This window comes from Rhizobium sp. USDA 4016 (assembly GCF_056279705.1).
In genome coordinates this window covers 1,960,415-1,980,476 of sequence record NZ_JBWCCY010000002.1, presented here as the reverse complement: position 1 = coordinate 1,980,476, position 20,062 = coordinate 1,960,415, and the positions used below count along the sequence as shown (strand labels likewise).

The 20,062-nt window shown below is 60.0% G+C and carries 20 protein-coding genes, 1 pseudogene and 1 riboswitch; of the genes and pseudogenes, 5 read left to right on the top strand and 16 right to left on the bottom strand.

Going from position 1 to position 20,062, the window contains the following annotated elements; genetic code table 11:
* Position 1: 1 nt before the first annotated feature.
* The 4 genes from ACZ9DP_RS10485 to ACZ9DP_RS10470 all read right to left on the bottom strand — a co-directional run bounded on the left by ACZ9DP_RS10485 (position 2) and on the right by ACZ9DP_RS10470 (position 4,073).
* Positions 2-1,315: a cytosine deaminase gene (locus ACZ9DP_RS10485; RefSeq protein ID WP_372418989.1), complete on the bottom strand. Its 1,314-nt coding sequence runs from the start codon at positions 1,313-1,315 to the stop codon at positions 2-4.
* Entirely contained in the window at positions 1,315-2,154 is an 840-nt protein-coding gene (locus ACZ9DP_RS10480) for an ABC transporter permease (protein ID WP_074071440.1), read from the bottom strand. Before ACZ9DP_RS10480 ends, ACZ9DP_RS10485 begins: the two co-directional genes overlap by 1 nt.
* A gap of 2 nt (positions 2,155-2,156) precedes the next feature.
* A complete protein-coding gene (locus tag ACZ9DP_RS10475) occupies positions 2,157-2,984 on the bottom strand; it encodes an ABC transporter ATP-binding protein (protein WP_476201563.1) in 828 nt (275 codons plus the stop codon).
* 72 nt (positions 2,985-3,056) lie between these two features.
* Entirely contained in the window at positions 3,057-4,073 is a 1,017-nt protein-coding gene (locus ACZ9DP_RS10470; protein ID WP_074071442.1) for an ABC transporter substrate-binding protein, read from the bottom strand.
* Between the two features lie 185 nt (positions 4,074-4,258).
* Between ACZ9DP_RS10470 and ACZ9DP_RS10465 the strand changes: the two genes are divergently transcribed.
* Positions 4,259-5,209: a LysR family transcriptional regulator gene (locus ACZ9DP_RS10465; RefSeq protein WP_476201560.1), complete on the top strand. Its 951-nt coding sequence runs from the start codon at positions 4,259-4,261 to the stop codon at positions 5,207-5,209.
* A 2-nt stretch (positions 5,210-5,211) separates the two neighbouring features.
* Here the strand turns inward: ACZ9DP_RS10465 and ACZ9DP_RS10460 are convergent, their stop codons facing one another.
* The 12 genes and pseudogenes from ACZ9DP_RS10460 to ACZ9DP_RS10405 all read right to left on the bottom strand — a co-directional run bounded on the left by ACZ9DP_RS10460 (position 5,212) and on the right by ACZ9DP_RS10405 (position 15,977).
* A complete protein-coding gene (locus ACZ9DP_RS10460) occupies positions 5,212-6,009 on the bottom strand; it encodes a creatininase family protein (RefSeq protein WP_074071444.1) in 798 nt (265 codons plus the stop codon).
* Positions 6,010-6,300: 291 nt separating this feature from the next.
* A complete protein-coding gene (locus ACZ9DP_RS10455; protein WP_476201559.1) occupies positions 6,301-7,212 on the bottom strand; it encodes an ABC transporter permease in 912 nt (303 codons plus the stop codon).
* Entirely contained in the window at positions 7,209-8,309 is a 1,101-nt protein-coding gene (locus ACZ9DP_RS10450) for an ABC transporter permease (protein ID WP_074071446.1), read from the bottom strand. The genes ACZ9DP_RS10455 and ACZ9DP_RS10450 overlap by 4 nt, the downstream gene beginning before the upstream one ends.
* The gene (locus tag ACZ9DP_RS10445) at positions 8,306-9,829 is read right to left on the bottom strand and encodes an ABC transporter ATP-binding protein (RefSeq protein WP_476201557.1); all 1,524 of its coding nucleotides are present in this window, start codon (positions 9,827-9,829) and stop codon (positions 8,306-8,308) included. The genes ACZ9DP_RS10450 and ACZ9DP_RS10445 overlap by 4 nt, the downstream gene beginning before the upstream one ends.
* Positions 9,830-9,832: 3 nt before the next feature.
* Positions 9,833-10,930, bottom strand: coding sequence for a BMP family ABC transporter substrate-binding protein (locus tag ACZ9DP_RS10440; RefSeq protein WP_239603630.1), 1,098 nt, complete (start codon positions 10,928-10,930; stop codon positions 9,833-9,835).
* Positions 10,931-10,954: 24 nt separating this feature from the next.
* Complete coding sequence (locus ACZ9DP_RS10435) at positions 10,955-12,334, bottom strand: amidohydrolase (RefSeq protein ID WP_476201555.1); 1,380 nt, start codon at positions 12,332-12,334, stop codon at positions 10,955-10,957.
* Position 12,335: 1 nt separating this feature from the next.
* A pseudogene (locus ACZ9DP_RS10430) lies at positions 12,336-12,996 on the bottom strand (glutathione S-transferase family protein).
* The gene (locus ACZ9DP_RS10425; RefSeq protein WP_476201554.1) at positions 12,993-13,838 is read right to left on the bottom strand and encodes an aromatic ring-hydroxylating dioxygenase subunit alpha; all 846 of its coding nucleotides are present in this window, start codon (positions 13,836-13,838) and stop codon (positions 12,993-12,995) included. The pseudogene ACZ9DP_RS10430 and the gene ACZ9DP_RS10425 overlap by 4 nt, the downstream one beginning before the upstream one ends.
* Positions 13,835-14,488 carry a Rieske 2Fe-2S domain-containing protein gene (locus ACZ9DP_RS10420; RefSeq protein ID WP_476201553.1) on the bottom strand — a complete coding sequence of 218 codons (654 nt, stop codon included), beginning with the start codon at positions 14,486-14,488 and terminating at the stop codon, positions 13,835-13,837. Before ACZ9DP_RS10420 ends, ACZ9DP_RS10425 begins: the two co-directional genes overlap by 4 nt.
* 165 nt (positions 14,489-14,653) lie before the next feature.
* Complete coding sequence (locus tag ACZ9DP_RS10415) at positions 14,654-14,923, bottom strand: acylphosphatase (protein WP_194731503.1); 270 nt, start codon at positions 14,921-14,923, stop codon at positions 14,654-14,656.
* Between the two features lie 196 nt (positions 14,924-15,119).
* Positions 15,120-15,341, bottom strand: coding sequence for a hypothetical protein (locus ACZ9DP_RS10410; protein ID WP_074073019.1), 222 nt, complete (start codon positions 15,339-15,341; stop codon positions 15,120-15,122).
* Positions 15,342-15,491: 150 nt separating this feature from the next.
* On the bottom strand, positions 15,492-15,977 hold the full coding sequence (locus ACZ9DP_RS10405; RefSeq protein WP_074071453.1) for an Hsp20 family protein: 486 nt from the start codon (positions 15,975-15,977) through the stop codon (positions 15,492-15,494).
* A gap of 326 nt (positions 15,978-16,303) precedes the next feature.
* Positions 16,304-16,412: riboswitch (guanidine-I (ykkC/yxkD leader) on the top strand.
* A gap of 74 nt (positions 16,413-16,486) precedes the next feature.
* On the opposite strand from ACZ9DP_RS10405, the gene ACZ9DP_RS10400 reads away from it, so the two are divergent.
* From ACZ9DP_RS10400 to ACZ9DP_RS10385, 4 genes are all read left to right on the top strand, one after another.
* Positions 16,487-17,560: a putative urea ABC transporter substrate-binding protein gene (locus ACZ9DP_RS10400; RefSeq protein ID WP_476201551.1), complete on the top strand. Its 1,074-nt coding sequence runs from the start codon at positions 16,487-16,489 to the stop codon at positions 17,558-17,560.
* Between the two features lie 62 nt (positions 17,561-17,622).
* Positions 17,623-18,441 carry an ABC transporter permease gene (locus ACZ9DP_RS10395; RefSeq protein WP_476201549.1) on the top strand — a complete coding sequence of 273 codons (819 nt, stop codon included), beginning with the start codon at positions 17,623-17,625 and terminating at the stop codon, positions 18,439-18,441.
* Complete coding sequence (locus tag ACZ9DP_RS10390) at positions 18,438-19,247, top strand: ABC transporter ATP-binding protein (protein WP_476201547.1); 810 nt, start codon at positions 18,438-18,440, stop codon at positions 19,245-19,247. The genes ACZ9DP_RS10395 and ACZ9DP_RS10390 overlap by 4 nt, the downstream gene beginning before the upstream one ends.
* Positions 19,244-20,062 carry an urea amidolyase associated protein UAAP1 gene (locus ACZ9DP_RS10385; RefSeq protein ID WP_074071457.1) on the top strand — a complete coding sequence of 273 codons (819 nt, stop codon included), beginning with the start codon at positions 19,244-19,246 and terminating at the stop codon, positions 20,060-20,062. Before ACZ9DP_RS10390 ends, ACZ9DP_RS10385 begins: the two co-directional genes overlap by 4 nt.

Below are 20,062 nucleotides of genomic sequence, written 5' to 3'. Positions count from 1 at the left end.
GTCAGGCTCCAACGACACTATCGAGTTCACGGTAATCCGGCAGGCTGCGGTCGATCACCTTGCCGCGCCGAAGCACGACGCGGTCAGACTGCGGACGGGAGAGAAATTCGCTCCAGCGCCGGGCGCTGAAGAGGACGAGATCGGCCGGGCTTCCGGGGGCGATCCGGCCGATATCCGGGCGGCCGACGATCGACGCTGGCGACGTGGTGATGATGCGAGCAGCCGTATCCAGAGGATGATCGAGATGCAGGATGCGTACCGCCTCGCGGAAAACCTCGACCGGATCAAGATCGCCATATGCATAGAACGGGTCGCGGGTATTGTCGGAGGCGACGGCGGTCTTGACTCCGGCTTTGGCAAGCTCCTTGAAGAGCGTTACCCCACGCCATCGCGGCGTGCGGTCCGGATAGCGATCCTGGAGATACATGTTGCACATCGGAAGCGAGATGATCGACAGGCCGGCCCTGGCGACCAATTCGACAGTTCTCTGAGCAAGACCGTCGTCCTGTCGGGCGAGCGAGCAGCAGTGGCCTGCCGTGACCTTGCCCTGAAAGCCGTTGCGGATCACCGAGTCGGCGATTGCTTTTAGCGTTTCAGCGCCCGGATCGTCCGTCTCGTCTACATGGAGGTCGACGTCGAGCCCACTGTCTGCGGCCGCACGAAAAAGCGTATCCAACTGCCAGACGAGGTCTGGTCCCACCTTCGTGACCCCGCCAAGCAGGCCGCCTTTATTGCGAACGACCGTCACGAGATCGGCGAAATAGGCCGCATCGGTCATGAGCTCCATGGGAAAGAGCGCGACCGCTTGCAGTGTAATCCTATCCTTCCAGGCATCCCGCACGTCGTCGAAGACATCGAAGGAAATCCTGTGCTGCGGAGCGATAGAATCGAGATGCGTGCGGATGAGGCTGGTGCCGTGGGCGTAGGCGGAGCGTAGCGAGAATTCCATCCGCATTCTGACGTCTGTGGCGGACCAATGCGCCTCCCGATCGACGCGCACCGCCTCCAACGCTCCCATGAAGGTGCCGTCGAGGTTGGCGTTGCGGGACCATATATGTCCCTTGTCGAGATGCGTATGAGCGTCCACGAAGCATGGCCAGGCCATGCCGCCCTTAAGATCGGACCTTGCATAGTCCGCGGGTGCTTCGCCTGGCGGCAGAACGGCGGAAACCAGACCGTCTGCGACGACAATATCAGCCCTGACGAGACCCTCTTCGGCCGGTGCGGCGTAGCCGCTGACAGCTGCCGCCGGAAGCGTCGCATTGCTCAGCACGAATCGGCCGGCATTGGGAGGTGAGATGAAGGAATAGGTCATCAGTTTTCCCGTCTCAGGCTGCTTTCATGCCAGCGATGCAGGCTGAGCCACGAGATGAAGGACGTGACGGCAAAGATTGCGACGCCGAGCAGCGACAGCATCAGCAAGGCCGCGAAGAGTCGGGGTATGTTCAGCCGATACTGGGCCTCGAGCAGGCGAAAGGCGAGGCCGGAACCGGCGCCGGCTGAGCCGGCGGCGAATTCCGCCACAACAGCGGCAATCAGCGCAAGCCCGCCACCGATCCTGAGCCCTGTCATGAAATAGGGCTGGGCTGCAGGCAGCTTGAGATAGAGCAGCGTCTGCCAACGCGAGGCACCGTAAAGCTCGAAGAGATTGATCAGATTGTGATCGACGCTTTTCAGGCCCTGGACCATGTTGGAAAGGATCGGAAAGAAGGCGACGAGGAAAGCGCAGATGAGGAGCGCCACCTGCGTCGATGGTGCATAAATGAGGATGAGAGGCGATATAGCCACAATCGGTGTTACCTGCAGGATCACTGCAAGCGGGTAGAAGGCGATCTCGATCCACCGGGATTGAACGAGGAAGATCGCAAAACCGACGCCGCCGACCAGTGCCAGCATCAGCGACATGAAGGTGATCTTGGTTGTGACCCAAAGGGCGGGGGCGAGCGTGCCCCAATCCGTGGCAAAGGCATTGGCCACGGCGATCGGTCCGGGGAGGATATAGGGCGGAACACCGGAGAGCTTGACATAGAGCCCCCAAATCAAGACAACGACGGCTATGACGGCGAAGGGTACGGCAATGCGAAGCGCCAGATCACGCCGCCTGGGGTTGGGCCGATTGGGGATCGACGGCGCGAAGGCGTCGGCTGTGTCCATCTTCAACGATCTTCCTTTGCAGCGTTAATTGCCCCGATCAGCGAATGGGAGACCGTTTCGCAGGCGCGCCGGTATTCTTCCGAGGTGCGATAATGCGCGTCGCGCTCCCGGCTCGTCACAAGCGAAAGATCTGCATGAACCCGGCCGGGGCGCGCCTTCATGACAACGATGCGGCTAGACAGATAGGCGGATTCGAAGACGGAATGGGTGACGAAGATCACGGTGATGCCCGTCTCCTTCCAGAGCCGCAGTACATCGTCGTTCAGCTTCTGACGCGTGATTTCGTCGAGTGCCGCGAAGGGCTCGTCCATCAAAAGAAGTTTCGGCTTGGTTACGAGCGCACGGGCGATCGAGACGCGCATCTTCATGCCGCCGGAGAGCTCGCGCGGATAGGCGCCGGCGAAATCCTGCAAGCCGACGGTCGCGAGCGCACTCATGATCTGATCGCGTGCCGCGGCCCTTGAAACCCCGCGCAGCTTTAGTGGCAGATGGACATTACCGAAGACATTCTTCCACGGCATCAGCGTCGGCTCCTGGAAGACGAAACCGATATCGCCTTCGGGAAGTCCCTTTGCGTTGATGCGCGAACTTGGCCAGTCGATGCTGCCGGACGTGATATCACCAAGGCCGGCGATGATGCGAAGCGCAGTCGACTTGCCGCAACCCGACGGGCCGAGCAGGCTGATGAACTCGCCAGTCTCGACCGTGATCGACATGCCAGAAAGCGCGACCGTTCCGCTGGAGAAAACCTTCGAAACGGATTGCATGGCGACCAGCGGCCGTTTGCGTTTTTCAGTCAGCGGCGCCGTCTGGACTTCGGCTAGGGGCATTGCGGGTCTCTTTGTTTGAAGAGGATGCAGCTTGACGCTTGGCGCGGCAAGCTCTTCACACAGCCCTGTGGCTTACTTCTTCAGCGACATGCCGGTGCCCTTGCAGACGAACTTGGTCGTAAAGGCCTTGGTATAGTCCGTGTCTGCCTTGAAGATCTTGATCGCCACCATTTCGTCGAAGAACTTCTTGTAGTGCGCGTCGGTGATGCAGCCGATGCCCTTGTCCATGGCGTCGCCGGATTCAACGATGCCGAATTCCTTCATCTTGGCAATGGAATAGGCGATCTGACCATCCGTCATTTCCGGATTGTCATTCTTGATCAGTTCATTCGCCTTGCTGTTGTCACTGTAAAGGTAATTGTACCAGCCTTCGATCGAGGCATCGACGAAGCGCTGGACGATGTCCGGCTTCGTGTCGATCATCATCTGGGTCGTTGTGATCATCGTGGAGTATGGGGTATAGCCGTTGTCGGCGAGCAGGAACACCTTCGGCTCCCAGCCCGTCTGCTTCTGGATTTCGTAGGGTTCGGACGTCAGGTAGCCTTGCTGGGCAGACTCCTTGTCGGCGATGAACGGTCCAGGATTGAAGTTGTAGGGTTTGTACTGTTCGTCCTTGAAGCCGTTGTAATTGGACTTCATCCACTCGAAGTAGGTCAGGTAACCGTCCTTGCCGAGGAAGAGCGTCTTCAGCTTGGCCAGATCCTCGAACGTCTCAATGCCGGCATTAGGATGCGCAATCAGCACCTGCGGGTCTTTCTGGAAGATGGCTGCGACATCCACCAAAGGAATGCCTTGCTCGACGGCGGTGATTTCGCCCTGTGAGCCGCCCATGTAGAAGTCGATCTTGCCGGATATCAGCAGCGCGCTGTTTGCTGCATTCGGGCCGCCCTGAACAATGCTGACGTCGAGACCGTACTTCTCGTAGGTGCCGTCGGCGACCGCCTGATAGAAGCCACCATGCTCGGCCTGCGCCAGCCAGTTGGTGCCATAGCTTACCTTGTCGAGCGCGTGGCCCGGCACGGCCGCGGCGATCGAGCCCCCGATACCAAGGAATGCGGTGAGTGCAATATTTTTCAGTGCATTGGACATGTTCGGCGTTCCCCTATGGTGCCAGGGATTGCCCCTACCGGCACCCCATTTTCTTTATTTGAGCGATTGCGTTGCTCTTTGAAAAGCATCAAAATTCGTGCGCAACGATGCCTTTTTGGCATCTCAAACGGTGCGCGTTCCTTATTTGGGCTGCGTGCTTAAATTTGATGCACCGAGGGCGCGCGATGCTGCATTCCAGGAAGCTTCTCTACATCAACGAAATTGCGCGGTCGGGCTCTATTCGCAAGGCAGCGGCACGGTTGAACGTTGCTTCCTCTGCCATCAACCGGCAGATCCTGGCGCTGGAAGCGGAAATGGGCGCTCCGCTCTTCGAGCGCCTGCCGCGCGGCCTCAGGCTGACTGCGGCCGGCGAACTGTGCATAGAACACATTCGCGAGGTTCTGAAGAATTACGATCGTTTGGAGGGCCGCATCCGCAGTCTCAGGATGCAGCAGGCGGGCAAGGTGCGTCTGGTAACGACGGTCGGGCTTGCCGCTGGGCCGCTGGCGGAAATCATCAGCCGCTTTCAGTTGGAACATCCGCGTGTTTTCTTTCAGATCAGAAATGATGCCGGCACGATGACGGTCAATCCCGTGCTGTCGGGTGAGGTGGATATCGGCCTCGGCTTCAATATTCCGGCGACACCTGGAATACGCACTCTCGGAACTTTCGACATCCCGATCGGCGTCGTCCTGCCACCCGGCCATCGGCTTATCGGTCAAGGCCCGATCAACCTGACGGACGTGGTGCAGGAGCGACTGGTGCTGGCCCAACAGGGCACCAGCCTGCGCGAAGTGATCAATCTTGCACTTGCGCGGCTCGATGTTCATGTCGAGCCGGTGCTTGAGACCAATGCTTCGGAGATGCTGAAGAAGCTGGTGAAATGCGGGGCAGGGTTATCGATGCTCAATCCGCTCGACGTGATCACCGAGTGCCGAAAGGGCGAACTGGTTTTCCGTCCGGTCGCCGAGCCACATGCGCGCCAGCAGCCGATGAAGTTGTTTGCCCGTGTGCGTGCGCCGCTGGACGCCGCAACGAGCCTGTTCGTGGAATACCTGCTGGCAGAGCTTGCCGGCCTTGTACGGGAACTTCAGGTCAAGGGGCACATCGCGCCCGACAAGCCGGCTGCCAGTTGACCTTACTTCGTGTAGAGATTTGAAAGAGGATAGAGCTTCAAATCATAGAGCATCTCGATGAAGCCCTTCACTTGATGGCGGCAGATGGCTGCGCCCTTTTCCGCCGTGCCGCGGGAGGCGTCGCCGACGACGCCGTTGGGATTGAGATCATGCGCAATCCACGCCAACGAATGCGGGGGTAAAGGCTGAATATAGTTCGACCGTTCCCGCATCCATTCGGCTTTCGAGGCAAAATTCTGCGCCTTGTCCATGCGCACCAGGTCCGGCCGGAAACGCAGCATCAGGGAGGTCTCCACCTCGCCGCCGTGAATACCATATTTTGCTTCGTGTTCGCTGATCATGCCTTCCGGATGTCCGAACCGGCCCCACTGCGTCGACAGCACGGCCATCTGGTGACGGACGCGCAATTCGCGCGCAACGATGCTCATGATGTCGACATTGCCGCCATGCGAGTTGACGATTACCATTTTGCGGATACCAGCTTCCGCGACCTTTGCGCCAATCGCAGTCCAGACCGGGATCAAAAGTTCGGCTCCAAGCGAGAGCGTGCCCGGGCCATAGATATGTTCGTTCGCCTTGCCGATCTCCTGCGTCGGCAGGACCAGTATGTCAAGGTCTTCGGGCCGCTCCTTACGCAACTCCGCAAGCATTCCGTGTGCGATTGCGACATCGGTGGCGATTGGCAGATGCGGCCCATGCTGTTCTGTCGACGCGATCGGCAGGATGGCTATGGTCGTGTCGCAAGAAAGCGCCGCGAAGTCAGAGGTATTGAGCTCGTTCCAGTAAAATGGCATCGCCATTGCCGCATCCTTCCTTGGCCTTCCACTATTGAGTAGGGAACCTGCGTGCATGCGAAAAGCATCAATTTGCGCCAATGCCGATGCCTTTTTGCGAGAGGTGCCAAGAGTACAGTCTAAGGCTTGCCCAGGTGGCGCTCGGAATAATTTTTCGGACGCAGGTGCTCGACCACAATCCGAAGAGAAAATGCGGTTCGAACGCGCGCCTTCGGCCAATGGGCGGTTGCGCCGCAACGCAGGTTCATGGTCGAACTCTCTTCACACCTGAATTTTCAAAAGCCGCTTGGCGTTATGCTAGCGTTCGAAAGGCTCGCCGAGCGAGGCGACGCCATTCAGCTTAAGCAGGCGGCGGTCTGCCGAAATGATGCCCAGCACGATAATCGTGACGAGATAGGGCAGGCTCGCAAGCAGTTGTGATGGGACGTCCAGTCCGGCCGCCTGGGCTGCGAGACCCGTCAGTGACACGGCTCCGAAGAGGCACGCCCCCAAAAAGATCCGACCGGTGAGCCACGTCCCGAAGACGACGAGCGCGATTGCGATCCAGCCACGACCGGCGATCATCCCATCGGCCCAAAGCGGTGTGTAGACGACCGACGCGTAGGCGCCGGCAAACCCTGCCATCGTTCCGCCGAATGCGATGGCGGCGAAGCGGACGGCGATGACTGAATACCCGACAGCATGGGCGGCTTTGGGGCTCTCGCCGATCGCCCGGACGACAAGGCCGGCCTTCGTATAGGCAAACATCGCCCAGATGGCGAATGTTGCGGCAAGGGAAAGCCAGACGACGGCGTCTTGGATGAAAAGGTTGCCAATGACTGGGATATCGGAAAGCCATGGAAAGGCAAACTTTGGAAGCCCCTTAACCGTGAGGCTTTCATAGGTCTTGCCGAAGAGCGCCGAGAGGCCTTGACCGAGAATGCCGATCGCTAGACCTGTCGCTACTTGGTTTGCCCGAAGTCCGACCGCGATGACGGCAAATACGATTGAAAGCGCGGCGCTGCCGAGACCGGCGGCGACGAAACCCAAAAGATGGCCCCCACCATGATAGACGATAATGAAGGCGAGCACCGCACCGAACGCCATCAAACCCTCGGCGCCGAGGTTGAGAACCCCGGCTCGCTCGACCACCAGCTCGCCGAGAGCTGCAAGGAGGAACGGTGTCGCAGCTGCGAGCATCCCGGCAAGAATGAACTCGATGGCGTTCATGGCTGGCTCCGATAGGCGGAAAGGCGCCATTCGAGACGGTACCGCACGAAGGCGACGGCGATGAGATAGGCGACGAGGAGACTACCTTGAAATACGCGGACCGCGGCAATCGGCAAGTTTGCCGACACCATGGCATTGTCCCCCCCGATGTAGAGCGCCGCCATGAACAGCGCAGAGACCACGATCCCGATTGGATGCAGACCGCCGAGATAGGCGACGATAATAGCCGCATAGCCATAACCCGTCGAAATCGAGCGCTGCAACTGGCCGAGGGGACCGGCAACCTCGGCTGCGCCAGCAAGCCCTGCGGCGCATCCGCCGATGAGAAGGGAAAGCCAGATCGCCCACCCTTCGTTAAAACCGGCGTAGCCGGCGGCACGCGGCGCGAGGCCGCCGACCTGGAGCTTATAGCCGGTGAAGCTCTTCTGCATGAAGATCCATGCCACCATCGACAAGACGATCGTCAGGAGCAGGGAAACGTTGATGCGGGTGCCGGAGATCAAGATCGGCACCATCGCGTCATACTGGAACATCACAGATTGAGGAAAGTTAAACCCGTTGGGATCCTTCCAGGGACCAAGCAGCAGGTAGTTGAGCAACTGCGCAGCAACGAGGCTCAGCATCAGGGAAACGAGGATCTCGTTCGCGTTGAGCCTGACGCGCCAGAAGGCGGTAAGCGACGCCCATGAAGCACCACCGAGTGCGCCAAGGAACAGCATCAGTGGCCAGATCCATTGACCCGTCGCCTGCGGGAACCATACGGGGATGGCCGAGGCGAAGATCGCACCAAGAATGAACTGGCCCTCGGCACCGATGTTAAAGACCTTGGCGCGAAAGCCGATCGCCAGGCCCTGCGCGATGAGGAGAAGGGGGCCCGTCTTCAGCATGACTTCGGAGAACGACGCCCAAGAGAGGAAGGGTTCGAGAAGCATCGCGTAGAAGACAGCGACCGGATCGCGGCCCATCAACACGTAAAGTCCGAGATTGAGAGTGGTAGCCACCCCCAGAGCAACGGGAGGTGCAAGCAAGGTGGCGGTCAGCGAGGCGCGCTCCCGACGGACAAGGGTGGGAAGGATAGCTGCCAATAAAGCCCTCATGCCAGAGCCTTCTCCTGCGAAGAATGTGCACCGATCATATATCGGCCGATGTCCTCCGGCCGCGTGTCCCGTGTGACGAGAGCCGGGCTCAGCGTGCCGTGGTGCAACACCTGAATGATATCGCAGAGTTCGAAAAGCTCTTCGAGCTCCTCTGAAATGATGAGGATCGCCATGCCTTCGTTACGCAGCCCGACAAGCCGCCTGCGGATGGCCGATGCAGCGCCGATGTCGACGCCCCATGTCGGCTGTGCGATGAACAGTAGTTTCGGAGACAGCATGATCTCTCGGCCCACGATGAACTTCTGCAGATTACCGCCAGAGAGCGAGCCGGCTTCCACCTCTTGGCCGGGCGTGCGGACATCATACTGGCGGATGCACTCATCGGTGAATGCCATCGCCTTCGCTTCGTCAACGAGACCGTATCTGAGAAGGTTGAGCGGATGAGCGGTCAGCAGGCTATTTTGGGTGAGGGACATTTCGGGTATGGCGCCACGCCCAAGCCGGTCTTCGGGAACGAAGGCAAATCCAAGCTGCCGGCGTGCAGCCGCATCGAGCGTGCCCACGTCCTTTCCCATCATGTAGATCCGCTCGCGCTGTTCTCCTGGCAGGACCACTTCGCCGGAAATGAGCGAGGCAAGCTCGCTTTGCCCGTTGCCGGAAATTCCGGCTATGCCGAGGATTTCGCCCGAACGAACCGTGAGGCTCAAAGTGCAGAGCGGCACGGCAAAGGGGTCATCCGGTCGATAGTCGAGGCCTATGATTTCAAGCCGCTTTTCCCCGCCAGAAATGGGCAACGCCGGCATTGGCTCCGGCATGTCGCGGCCGATCATCATGCGGGCCAGGTCATGAGCATCGTGTTTTCGCGGATCGACATGCCCGGTAACGCGCCCGCCGCGCAGAATGGTCGCCCTGTCGCAGATCGCGCGGATTTCCTCCAGTTTATGCGAGATGAAGAGAATGGAGACGCCACCGTCGCGCAGGCGACGCAATGTCTCGAAGAGTCTCTCCACCGATTGCGGCGGCAGGACGGAGGTCGGCTCGTCGAGGATCAGCAGCTTCGGGTTTGTCAGCAGACAGCGGATGATCTCCACCCGCTGCCGCTCGCCGACGGAAAGCGTGTGCACATGGGCGAGGGGATCGACTTCGAGCCTGAAGTCGCGCCCGATCTTCCGGATGCGCTCAGCGAGATCGGCTTTCCGGCCCGGAACGACCAGTTGCGTGTTCTCCACCACCGTCAGGGTCTCGAACAGCGAGAAGTGCTGAAAGACCATGCCGATACCCTTGCGCCTCGCCTCTGCAGGGGATGCGAGGCTCAAAGGTTCTCCTTCCCAGATGACGGTTCCGCTGTCCGGTTGCTCGACGCCATAGATCAGCTTCATCAGCGTCGATTTACCCGCCCCGTTTTCTCCGAGGATTGCATGGATCGACTGCGGGGCCACGTCCAGGTCGATGGCTTGATTGGCCCGGTTCTGGCCGTAGCTCTTGGAAATGCCGCGCAGCGACAGGAGCGGAACGGTCATGGCTCACTTCGGCAGAGGCGTAGCGACGCCCTTGACGTGCCAATTCATGGCGACGACCTCGCCATCGGTGAGCGTTGCACCGGAGGGCGCCGCTTCGCTGCCATCGGCCTTGGTGATCGGCCCTGTGAAGGGAGTGAAGCTGCCGCTGGCGATCTTCGCCTCGATCTCCTTGATCTTGGCCATGGCGTCGGCCGGGATATCCGGATTCCAGTCGACAACCTCGACGACCTTTTCAGCGACGCCGAGGAAGGCATTGCCGCCCTTGAACGTGCCGGCGATATGAGCGTCCACCGAGGCCTTGAAGAACGGCGACCAGTCGGTTGCGACACAGCCGAGATAGGTCTTAGGCGCGTACTTCTTCATCGACGAGTTGAGGTTGAACGCGTAAACGCCGGCTTCCTCGCAGGCAGAGATGACCGACGGCGTGTCCTGCGCATTGGAAAAGATCACATCGCACTTCTGCGCCATCAGCGCCTTCGCAGCTTCCTGCTCCTTGGCCGGATCGAACCACGAGTTCACCCACACGACCGACACCTCGATATCCGGTTTCACCGACTGGGCACCGAGCGTGAAGGCATTGATGGACGTGATCAGTTCCGGGATGGCAAAGGCGGATACTGAGCCTAACTTACCGGTCTTGGAGAGCGCAGCGGCAGCCATGCCGAGCAGGTAGGTTCCCTGAAAATACTTGGCTGCGAAGGGCGAGAAATTCGGTGCTACCTGGAAGCCCGAGGCATGCAGCACGGTGACCGCCGGATTCCGGCGGGCGATCTGCAGGGCGCCGTTCTGATAGCCGAAAGAGCCGGCGATCAGGAATTTGTTTCCGTCGGCGACCGTCTTGTTCATGATGCGGTCGGCATCCGGACCTTCCGGGATGTTCTCGATGACCGTGACCTTTACCTTGTCGCCGTACGCAGCCTTGACGGGTTCGAGGCCGGCGGCAAGGGCATGTCCCCAGCCGACGTCACCGACCGGCGAGGGGATCACGAGAGAAATACCGAGCGGCTCGTCGGCTGCCATGGAGGACCGGCCGCCAAGCACGCTTGCGAGGCCGGAGGCGGCAACAGCCTTTATCAATGTTCTGCGGGTGAGGTTTTTCAGCATGTCAGTTCCCCTGTTTCGTTTTTAGAATTCCATTGTCGCGAGAGCGGCCTCGGCTTCGGCGAACAGCCGCATTTCGTCGAGCCCGATGAACTCGCCCTTGGCCCAGACGATGCGTCCATTGATCATGGTCATGTCGGTAGGCATTCCGATGCCTACTTTGGCAATCAGGCTCAGCGGGTCATGCCGCGTGCCGATATAGTCCATGCGCCGGGTGTCGATTGCAAAGAGGTCGGCGGCCATCCCGGCAGCAAGCCGGCCGATATCCCCGCGGCCGAGGAGGGCCGCCCCGCCGGTCGTCGCATAGCCGAGAAAATCGACCGGAGGCGGGACGGGATGGGCGCGTGTCGAGGCTGTCAGGCACTGCAGCATGTAGGCGGAGTGCAAGCAGTGCATCAGGTTTGAATTGTCGTTCGAGGCGGCTCCATCGCAGCCGAGACCGACGCGGAGACCGAAGGCCGACATGGCCGGAATATCGGTGACCTCGGCGCCGACCAGATAGACCGGCTCGGGGCAATGGGAGACACCGGTGCCGCTTGCCGCCATCATGCGCAGTTCGTCATGGGTGAGTTCCCAGCAATGGGCATAAAAGGTATCGGGACCGGCAAATCCAATTTCTGCGCAGTAATCCACCGTCCTCATGCCGTGCCGAGCCTCGATGACGGGGCTTTCGCCTTCGCCGACATGGGTATGGAGTTGCACGCTGCGGTCGCGCGCCAGCGCTGCCGCCTCGACGAAGGTCTCTCTATAGCAGTTGACCGGCTGACAGGGCGCGACCACGACCTGCCGCATGCTGAAGGGGCTTGTATCGTGGTAAGTGTCGATCAGGCGCGTACAATCGGCGATGAATTCGTCCGTCGTCTCCAGCATGGCGTCCGGGATGGTCGAGCCTTCGGACTTCGGCAGCGTGTTGCCGCCGCGGCCCGCATGAAAGCGCATGCCCAGCAGGTCGGCTGCCTCGAACTGACGGTCTATCAGTTGCTTGCCAGCGCGGCGCGGGAAGCAGTACTGGTGGTCGAAGGCCGTCGTGCAGCCGTGCTTGATCATCTCCGCCATGGCGGTGACAGAGGCATGGTAAAAGCATTCCTCGGTCAGGCGCGAGAAGATTGGATAGATGCGATCAAGCCATTCAATGACCGTCAGCTTCGTCCAATCGAGATCCGCCCGGTTGCGCACGAAGCACTGGAAGAAGTGGTGGTGGGTATTGACGAGCCCCGGATAAACGAACCAGCCCGTCGCGTCTTGGGTGATGGTCCCGGCCGGCAGCTCTCCCTTGTAGAGGTTTTCGCCGATCGCTTCGATCGAAGGACCGTTTGTCAGCAGGTCCACGTTCCGGCAGACACGCAGCCCCTCGCCATCGTTGGCGATGACGGCAGCACAGTTCGTTAGGAGATAACCGGCCACGTCACACCTCGCCCGGTTCTGCGTAGGGTTCGGGCGTTAACTCGTGCAGCCTATGGATGCCAGGCATCTCGACAAAATTATCGAGGCTGCGGATTGCACGCGACCAGAGCCTGATGGCGGGATAGGGGTCGAGCGGGATGCCGCCATCCGGCGGCGAGCGCCACGTAGGGAAAGCAAGCGATATCAGCAATTGTCGGGCGGTTCGACGCGAGGAACTGAAATCCCCGCAAGCCCTGTTCGACCAGGTTCGCTTCCAGTTCGCGAAGCGCAGCAATCCCTTGTGCTTGAAGCGAGGCGATGTCCCCCGGCCCCAGAAGCATTTCATGAAGGCGCGCGCCTCCGAGGTTGGCGGTCAGCCGGTGTGAGAACGAAAGCCATTGCTGGACGCGCGCTGTTTCTTCCGGCGTGCCGCTGCCCAGCCACTTTGGCGCCGTCTTGGCGGCGAGGTAGGTAAGCATGGCGGCGGATTCGGTCAGGATCAGATACCCATCTTCCAAGATCGGGATCGAGCCCGCCGGATTAAGCGCCATGAGCTCGAGGCTGCGATGCTCGGCGCCGGGATGAAAATCTACTGGCCGGATTTCCAGCTTCACGCCGGCCAGTGCCGCCATCAGCCGAACTTTGTAGCAACTGGGTGAGAGAACGTAATCATAGAGCTTCATTGCGCCACCAATTGTGCCCCATAGGTGTAGTGGTGGCGTTTCAGCCAGCGTCTGTAAGCGATCGAAGTCAGGTCGGCTCTGGTGGGGATTTCCATTCCGGGATCGAGGGGCAGGAGCCTGGGGATCTGGTTTTCGAGAATGGACCGGTCCTGCAGGAAGATCGTCTGCTGAAAGTGAATGAGGTCGGTCATCGGCGTGACATCGTCGAAGAGCGCCATCCACGGCCAGACGTCGCACAGGTCTTCGGCGAGGGGTTGGACGAAGAGGGCGATGACATCCCATTCACCAGGGCGGGGCGGACAGGTCTTGTAAAGGACGGAGCAGGTCGGCGCCGGCACGCGGTACATGTATTCGGTCGTGAGGCCGCCGCTTGCCGACTTGGCAGCCTGAGGTTGGTAGAATTTGACCTGCGTGGCCCAGACCTCATCTACTTCTTCGCGGATTTCGACCTTGTAGTCCTGAACCTCGGTGTGTGGCTCCGCGCCTAAGATGTCGGTGTGCACAAAGGGAAAGTGCGCTATGTCGAGAAAGTTCTCCACTGCGCGCAGCGGCGAGCAGCGCACGCGAGCGACACCCACATCGACAAACCGGCGGCCGGGCTGATCGGCCTCGGGGATCGGAAAAAGATCCGTTCGAGGTTTGCCGAGAGAGGACCAGATGTGGCCGTAGCGGAGGCAAACGGGGAGAAAGCGCCCGTCGCCGGATTTCACGTTGATGTTTCCGTGGGCGTCAAGCGCCACTTCGATAGGCTCTCCCATCAGGGCGGTCTTGCGCCCATCGATGTCGAGCTGGCTGAAGAGACCGACGGGATACCACTCGTCGATCATCGCGTTTTGCCTCATGACGCTTTCCCTTTCGTCTGAAGCTCCTCGGCCATCCGCCGCAAAGTTTCGGATGCCCGTGACGCGGCAATGCGCGCGGCCAGGCAGCTATCATTGTCCAGCAGGATATGAATCAATGTCTGGCCGTTGTCTTGCGGGACGAGCAACAGCCGGATCGTCTGGCTATTCTGCGCATGCCAGACAAGGCCTTCCGGGCCTGCCTTTCCGTTCGCAGCAGCCTCGACCGCCTCAGTACCGGCATCTGCCACCAGGGAGCGCAATGGAACAAGGCCTTCAAGCCGCGGGGGCCCAGCTATAAGTTGCTCTGCGGCAACCCAGATGACGCCGTCAGACTCTTCGACCTGTTGCGTCTCCAAGCGGATCGTTTCGGGCGGCGTGAGGCCTGGATGGGCCGGGATGCGCAGGCAGGTTCCGGTCCGGGTGTAGCTCCAGCCGTGATAGATGCACGAAAGTGCCTCGCCACGCACGAAGCCGTGAGACAAGCGCATGCCGCGATGCGGACACCGGTCTGCCGATGCTGCCACGCGCCCTGACTGACTTCGCCAAAGAGCAATCGGCCCGGCTGGCGTCCGTGCCGGAATAACGGTTCCCGCTGGCAAATCCGCGGACAGGGCGACTGGCGTCCAAGAGCCCGTCGTGTCAGACAGCATCGCTCGGCTTTCTATATAAAATCAATGGCCTGGTTGGTGAATCCGCTAAGCGTCGGCGGTCCGCCAATCAGTGTGGTCACGTTTGCATAATTTTTTCGCATTGGCAATATTGATTAAATATAAGGCATACAATGCGCATGCAGCCAAAAAAGATCGATCGCGACGTCAGCCGGCTCCCCTGTCGATTGGTGTGCGGTGTATCGTCTCGACCCAGACATCGATGGGCCCGAGCAAACATCCGATCTCCATCATGTCGATCAGCTCCACGGGCCCGGTGATGTCGAGCTCGACCCGATCGGAACTGGTATGGGCGATCGCCTGCGCAAGCCCGAGCTTAGCGGCATGGCGTCGGATCCAAGGAAGGAAGGAGGCGGCGTCAAGTTCGCCGAGGATCGTCATTCGCTCCCGAAAGTCGCTTTGATGTTGGTCCGTCATGAAAGGCCCTAAGCTTGGTATCTTGGCATAGAGCATAGCGCCCAGGTGCACTTATGAAAGGGTGGTCATCAAAGCGCGCCTCAGCCGCGCTGGCTGTCGCGTCCTGCGGCTCGCGTCACACAAGGCTGCGCGCCTCTATCGGTAGGCACTGCCCTTTGCCGCCGATCAGTCACGCAAAGAAACGGCAAGCGGCGCTTTATAGTTCGTTCTCCTGGCCGGGATCCAGCAGATCAACAAGCCGCGCAATTCTTCCCGTCGGCAACGGACGGCCTTCATCGGCCAGAGCTTCTTCAGCATTCACCCAGGCCCAGGCTTCCGCCAGTTCCTTTGCCGAAGCTCCTGTCGCCAGAATGTCTGCAAGCAAGACCTCGTCAACCGGGCCGATGATGGCCCTTACTTCTCCTGACGATAGGGTCATTTCAATCACCTCCCTCACGTTCGGCACTTCATGACTGCGGCTGTGCCAGCACATTGTGTCGCTGCTGGCAGCCAATAGGACACGCATCGCATCCAACCGCGGCAATGCCGCGCCGGGTAAAAGCCCGGCGCGGGTCGTCGTCATGTTCGATCAAGCCACCTGCTTTTCGCCTTCGATCTGTAGCGGCCCAGTCTCCTCTTTGGCCTGCTTGGCCTCATTCGTTCCGATAGCAATGCGCCGCGGCTTCATCTCTTCGGGGATCTCGCGTTTCAGCTCGACCGACAGAAGGCCGTTCTTCAGGCTCGCACCAAGCACCTTGACGTGGTCGGCAAGCTCGAAGCGTCGTTCGAATGATCGGCCGGCGATGCCGTGATGCAGATATTGCATATCCTCCTTGTCGGGCTTCGCACCGGCAATAACGAGCACGTTTCGCTCATGTGTGACCGACAGATCTTCCTCGGCGAAACCTGCAACTGCCATGGTTATGCGGTACTCGTCCTCGCCTGCCTTGACGATATCGTAAGGCGGCCAGGTATCGACAGCTTGAAATCGCTGCGCATTGTTGAGGAGATTGAAGACGCGGTCAAAGCCGATGCTGGACCGGTAAAGCGGGGCGAAGTCGAATTCGTTTCTCATAGCCATATCCTCCGTAAAGCAACATGGAATGGAGACGCATGGAAACTCGCGTCTCCAACATCAGCCCCGTACGGGCGGCTGACGGAATTGATTTGGTTGCGGAGTTTTCAGGTTCAAGAGCGTTCAGACAAAAATTGGCACTCCAGGCTCGAGAGTGCTAAAAATTGTCGCCGCCGTTCTTGAAATGCCGTCTTCCACATTGTGACAGCTGCGCCTAAATAATGAGCAGTTGCCGCTCGGTGCCGCTGTGAGAAAGCCGAGACAATAGAAAAACCTTTATAGAATCAATTTAGCAGTAACTGGCACGCGTCTTGCTTTGACAATACTGAGTTGGTGGCTAGGGTTCCGGCGCTTGACAAGCGTGCTGGTCCGAGAGCTGCCGTCGGTGGGAGAGAAATCCTGCCGGATGCACGGCGGGACAAAAGCCCGGGAGACCTCGTAAGCCAAGGGATTGGCGGCGCGATGGTCTTTGCCAATCCCTTTTTGAAAAAAGCAAAAGGGGAATTTCAATGCAGACTTTTTCGAAGCTTCTTTCCATCACCGCCTTGACTGCCTACTTCATTCTGGGCCTCGGCCCCACCGTCGAGGCTGCCCAAAAGACCGAGTTCAAGGTTGCATGGTCGATCTATGTGGGCTGGATGCCCTGGGGCTATGCTGCCGATCACGGCATCGTCAAGAAATGGGCCGATAAATACGGCATCAAGATCGACGTGACCCAGTTCAACGACTACGTCGAGTCGATGAACCAGTATACGGCCGGTACCTTCGACGCCGTGACGCTCACCAACATGGATGGCCTTTCCATTCCGGCCGCCGGCGGCGTCGATACGACCGCCGTGATCGTCGGCGACTTCTCGAATGGCAATGACGCCGTAATTCTCAAGGACAAGACGAGCCTTGCCGATATCAAGGGCCAGAATGTCAATCTGGTCGAGTATTCCGTCTCGCATTACCTGCTTGCTCGCGCGCTCGAAAGCATCAAGCTGACAGAGCGCGACGTGAAGGTCGTCAATACGTCCGACGCCGACATGGTCGCCGCCTATAAGACGCCCGACGTCACCTCCGTCGTCACCTGGAATCCGCTGGTCTCCAGCATCCTTGAGGATCCTTCGGCCAAGAAGGTATTCGACAGTTCGCAGGTTCCTGGCGAAATCATCGACCTGATGGTCGCCAATACTGATGTGCTCAAGGACAATCCGAACTTCGGCAAGGCGCTGGCAGGCATCTGGTATGAGACCGCGGCGCTGATGGAGGCGGATACGCCGGACGGCAAGGCGGCCCGCGAGACGATGGGGTCGGCCTCCGGCACCGACCTTACAGGTTTTGAGGCGCAGATCGCTGCGACCAAGCTCTTCGCCAAGCCCGCTGACGCCGTCGCCTTCACCGTGTCCCAGAGTCTTCCCAAGACGATGGATCTGGTGCGCAACTTCCTCTTCGAGAAGGGCCTGCTCGGCAACGGTGCGCCGTCGGCGGATGTCATCGGGATCGAAATGCCGGACGGCAAAATCCTCGGAGACAGCGGCAACGTCAAGCTGCGCTTCACCGAGACCTACATGAAGGCGGCCGCTGACGGGACGCTCTGAAGTTCGACCGGCGGCGCGGGAAAACTGCGCCGTGTCATTCCTTCATCAGCGGAGCTTTCCTCATGCGCTGGATCAATATCAAGCCAAGTCGGGGCGCGCAATTTGCCCTGATGCTGATACCCTTCGTGCTGCTGATCGTAGCCTATGCCTTCGGCTCGGCGGCGCGCCTGTCCGAGAATGCCAACGACAAGCTGCTGCCCACTCTCTCCGGCTTCGCCCAGGCGATCGAACGCATGGCCTTCATCGCGGATCAGCGTACCGGCGAATACCTGTTCTGGTCGGATACCTGGGCGAGCCTGATCCGGCTTTTCGCAGGCCTCGGCATCTCCACAGCGACAGCGCTGCTGATCGGAATGCTGATCGGCATGCTTCCGTATCTGCGGGCGCTCCTCGCTCCCTTCATCACTGCCGTCTCTATGGTGCCGCCGCTGGCGCTGCTTCCGATCCTCTTTATCGTGATGGGTCTCGGCGAGACATCCAAGATCGCTCTTATCGTGATTGGCGTCGCGCCGACGATGATCCGCGACCTGGCGCTGAAGGCGCTGGACTTGCCGCGCGAGCAGGTCGTCAAGGCCGAGACGCTTGGCGGCTCCTCGTGGCAGATCGCCTTGCGCGTGGTTCTGCCGCAGATCCTGCCGCGGCTGATCATCTGCCTCAAGCTGCAGTTGGGGCCCGCCTGGCTCTTCCTGATCGCGGCCGAAGCGATTTCCTCGGAATCCGGCCTCGGCTACCGCATCTTCCTCGTCCGCCGCTATCTGGCGATGGACGTGATCTTTCCCTATGTCGTCTGGATCACGCTCCTCGCCGTCTTGACGAACTACGTCCTTGATCGCATCCGCGTCGCCGTCTTCCCCTGGTCCGAACTGGAGAAGCAGGGATGAGCGAACTCAGGATCGAAAATCTCTGGAAGGAATATGGCAACCAGATCGTGCTCGAGAACGTGTCGCTGAGCGTCCCCTCGCGCGCCTTCGTCGCACTTGTCGGGCCTTCCGGCTGCGGCAAGTCGACGTTCCTGCGTATGCTGCTCGGTCAGGAACAGCCGACCAGGGGCCGGATTTTGCTCGATGGCGAGCTTCTTCCGGCGCAGCCCGGCCCCGATCGGGGTGTCGTCTTCCAGCGCTATTCTGTCTTTCCGCATCTAACCGTGCTCGGCAATGTGCTGCTCGGCAAGGAACTTTCCGGCGCGCGCTACATGGCGAAGCTCTTCGGAGCGGCGCGGCGCAATGCGATTGCCGAGGCGCAGCAATTGATCGGCGAAGTCGGCCTGGCCGGGGCGGAGGACAAATATCCGGCACAGCTTTCCGGGGGCATGCAGCAACGGCTGGCCCTTGCCCAGGCGCTAATCATGAAGCCCAAGGTAATGTTGCTTGACGAGCCATTCGGCGCGCTCGACCCGGGTATCCGCGCCGAGATCCACATACTGATGAAACGGCTCTGGCACGAAACGCAGATGACCGTCGTCATGGTTACCCATGACATGCGCGAGGCTTTCACGCTTGCAAGCCGCGTGGTCGCCTTCGAGCGGCGCCGCGATCGACACGGCGCGACCATCACTAAGGACATCTCAATCTGGCCGCCACGCCATGCCGGAGCGCCTTCGATCTTCAGCCCCGACCGGGACGGCCTGGTCGCTTACCAGGGGCATTGCCGGGACGACCTGGCTTCGTCAGGAGAAACCCAGCCATGACACGCGTCAGACGTTCGCCGGAAGAAATCACTGCCAACCGCGCGCGTTACGAGGAGCATCAGAAGAAGGGGCTCGAATTTGCACCCAAGGCACTGCCCGGTGCAAGCCCATTGCCGGCGCCCGGGATCGCGCCCGACAAGATCATCCACCGCGAGGTAATCCCGGGCGGCTGGTATTGGTCGACCCATATCAAGAAGCACGAGGCATTCCGTGTCAGCCTCGATAGCGGATTCTCGACCATTTCCCTCATCGCTTGGAGTACCGCCGACACCAGCGAGCGGTTGAACCTGCCCGATACAGTGAAGGTGCAGTGGACAACTGCTCTGGGGAAAGGCCGTGTGATTTTCTCTGACATGGGGCGGGTGATGTTTTCGGTGACGGAAGACTCGTCCGGCGCCCACGACGGGCTGATGGGCGGTTCCACATTCACGTCGAACGCGGCAAAATACGGAGAGGGGACACGCAACACCCGTGACAACCTGATCCTCCTTGCAACCAAAGCCGGGCTCGATAAACGCGACATTCCGCCGGCCCTTGCACTCTTTGCTCCGGTCCGCGTCGACCGGAACGGGGCATTTTTGTGGAAGCCGGAACTTCTGCACGAAGGCGATTATGTCGAGTTGCGCGCCGAGATGGATATGATCGTCGGCTTTTCCAACTGCCCCCATACGCTCAATCCGGACACGGTCTATCGACCCAACCCGGTGACCGTCACGCGTATCGCGGCGACCGAGCCCCCGAGCGGCGACCTTTGCCGGACTGCGACCGCCGAGGCTGTTCGCGGCTTTGAAAACAACGCGCGGGCAGCCGTGTGA

Bases quoted from the DNA above. Each gene is read 5' to 3' on its own strand.
- ACZ9DP_RS10450 (WP_074071446.1), bottom strand. From the start codon at position 8,309: ATGAGGGCTTTATTGGCAGCTATCCTTCCCACCCTTGTCCGTCGGGAG.
- ACZ9DP_RS10465 (WP_476201560.1), top strand. From the start codon at position 4,259: ATGCTGCATTCCAGGAAGCTTCTCTACATCAACGAAATTGCGCGGTCG.
- ACZ9DP_RS10420 (WP_476201553.1), bottom strand. From the start codon at position 14,488: ATGCTGTCTGACACGACGGGCTCTTGGACGCCAGTCGCCCTGTCCGCG.
- ACZ9DP_RS10405 (WP_074071453.1), bottom strand. From the start codon at position 15,977: ATGAGAAACGAATTCGACTTCGCCCCGCTTTACCGGTCCAGCATCGGC.
- ACZ9DP_RS10455 (WP_476201559.1), bottom strand. From the start codon at position 7,212: ATGAACGCCATCGAGTTCATTCTTGCCGGGATGCTCGCAGCTGCGACA.
- ACZ9DP_RS10385 (WP_074071457.1), top strand. From the start codon at position 19,244: ATGACACGCGTCAGACGTTCGCCGGAAGAAATCACTGCCAACCGCGCG.
- ACZ9DP_RS10460 (WP_074071444.1), bottom strand. From the start codon at position 6,009: ATGGCGATGCCATTTTACTGGAACGAGCTCAATACCTCTGACTTCGCG.
- ACZ9DP_RS10475 (WP_476201563.1), bottom strand. From the start codon at position 2,984: ATGCCCCTAGCCGAAGTCCAGACGGCGCCGCTGACTGAAAAACGCAAA.
- ACZ9DP_RS10395 (WP_476201549.1), top strand. From the start codon at position 17,623: ATGCGCTGGATCAATATCAAGCCAAGTCGGGGCGCGCAATTTGCCCTG.
- ACZ9DP_RS10470 (WP_074071442.1), bottom strand. From the start codon at position 4,073: ATGTCCAATGCACTGAAAAATATTGCACTCACCGCATTCCTTGGTATC.
- ACZ9DP_RS10425 (WP_476201554.1), bottom strand. From the start codon at position 13,838: ATGAGGCAAAACGCGATGATCGACGAGTGGTATCCCGTCGGTCTCTTC.
- ACZ9DP_RS10485 (WP_372418989.1), bottom strand. From the start codon at position 1,315: ATGACCTATTCCTTCATCTCACCTCCCAATGCCGGCCGATTCGTGCTG.
- ACZ9DP_RS10415 (WP_194731503.1), bottom strand. From the start codon at position 14,923: ATGACGGACCAACATCAAAGCGACTTTCGGGAGCGAATGACGATCCTC.
- ACZ9DP_RS10410 (WP_074073019.1), bottom strand. From the start codon at position 15,341: ATGACCCTATCGTCAGGAGAAGTAAGGGCCATCATCGGCCCGGTTGAC.
- ACZ9DP_RS10390 (WP_476201547.1), top strand. From the start codon at position 18,438: ATGAGCGAACTCAGGATCGAAAATCTCTGGAAGGAATATGGCAACCAG.
- ACZ9DP_RS10445 (WP_476201557.1), bottom strand. From the start codon at position 9,829: ATGACCGTTCCGCTCCTGTCGCTGCGCGGCATTTCCAAGAGCTACGGC.
- ACZ9DP_RS10480 (WP_074071440.1), bottom strand. From the start codon at position 2,154: ATGGACACAGCCGACGCCTTCGCGCCGTCGATCCCCAATCGGCCCAAC.
- ACZ9DP_RS10400 (WP_476201551.1), top strand. From the start codon at position 16,487: ATGCAGACTTTTTCGAAGCTTCTTTCCATCACCGCCTTGACTGCCTAC.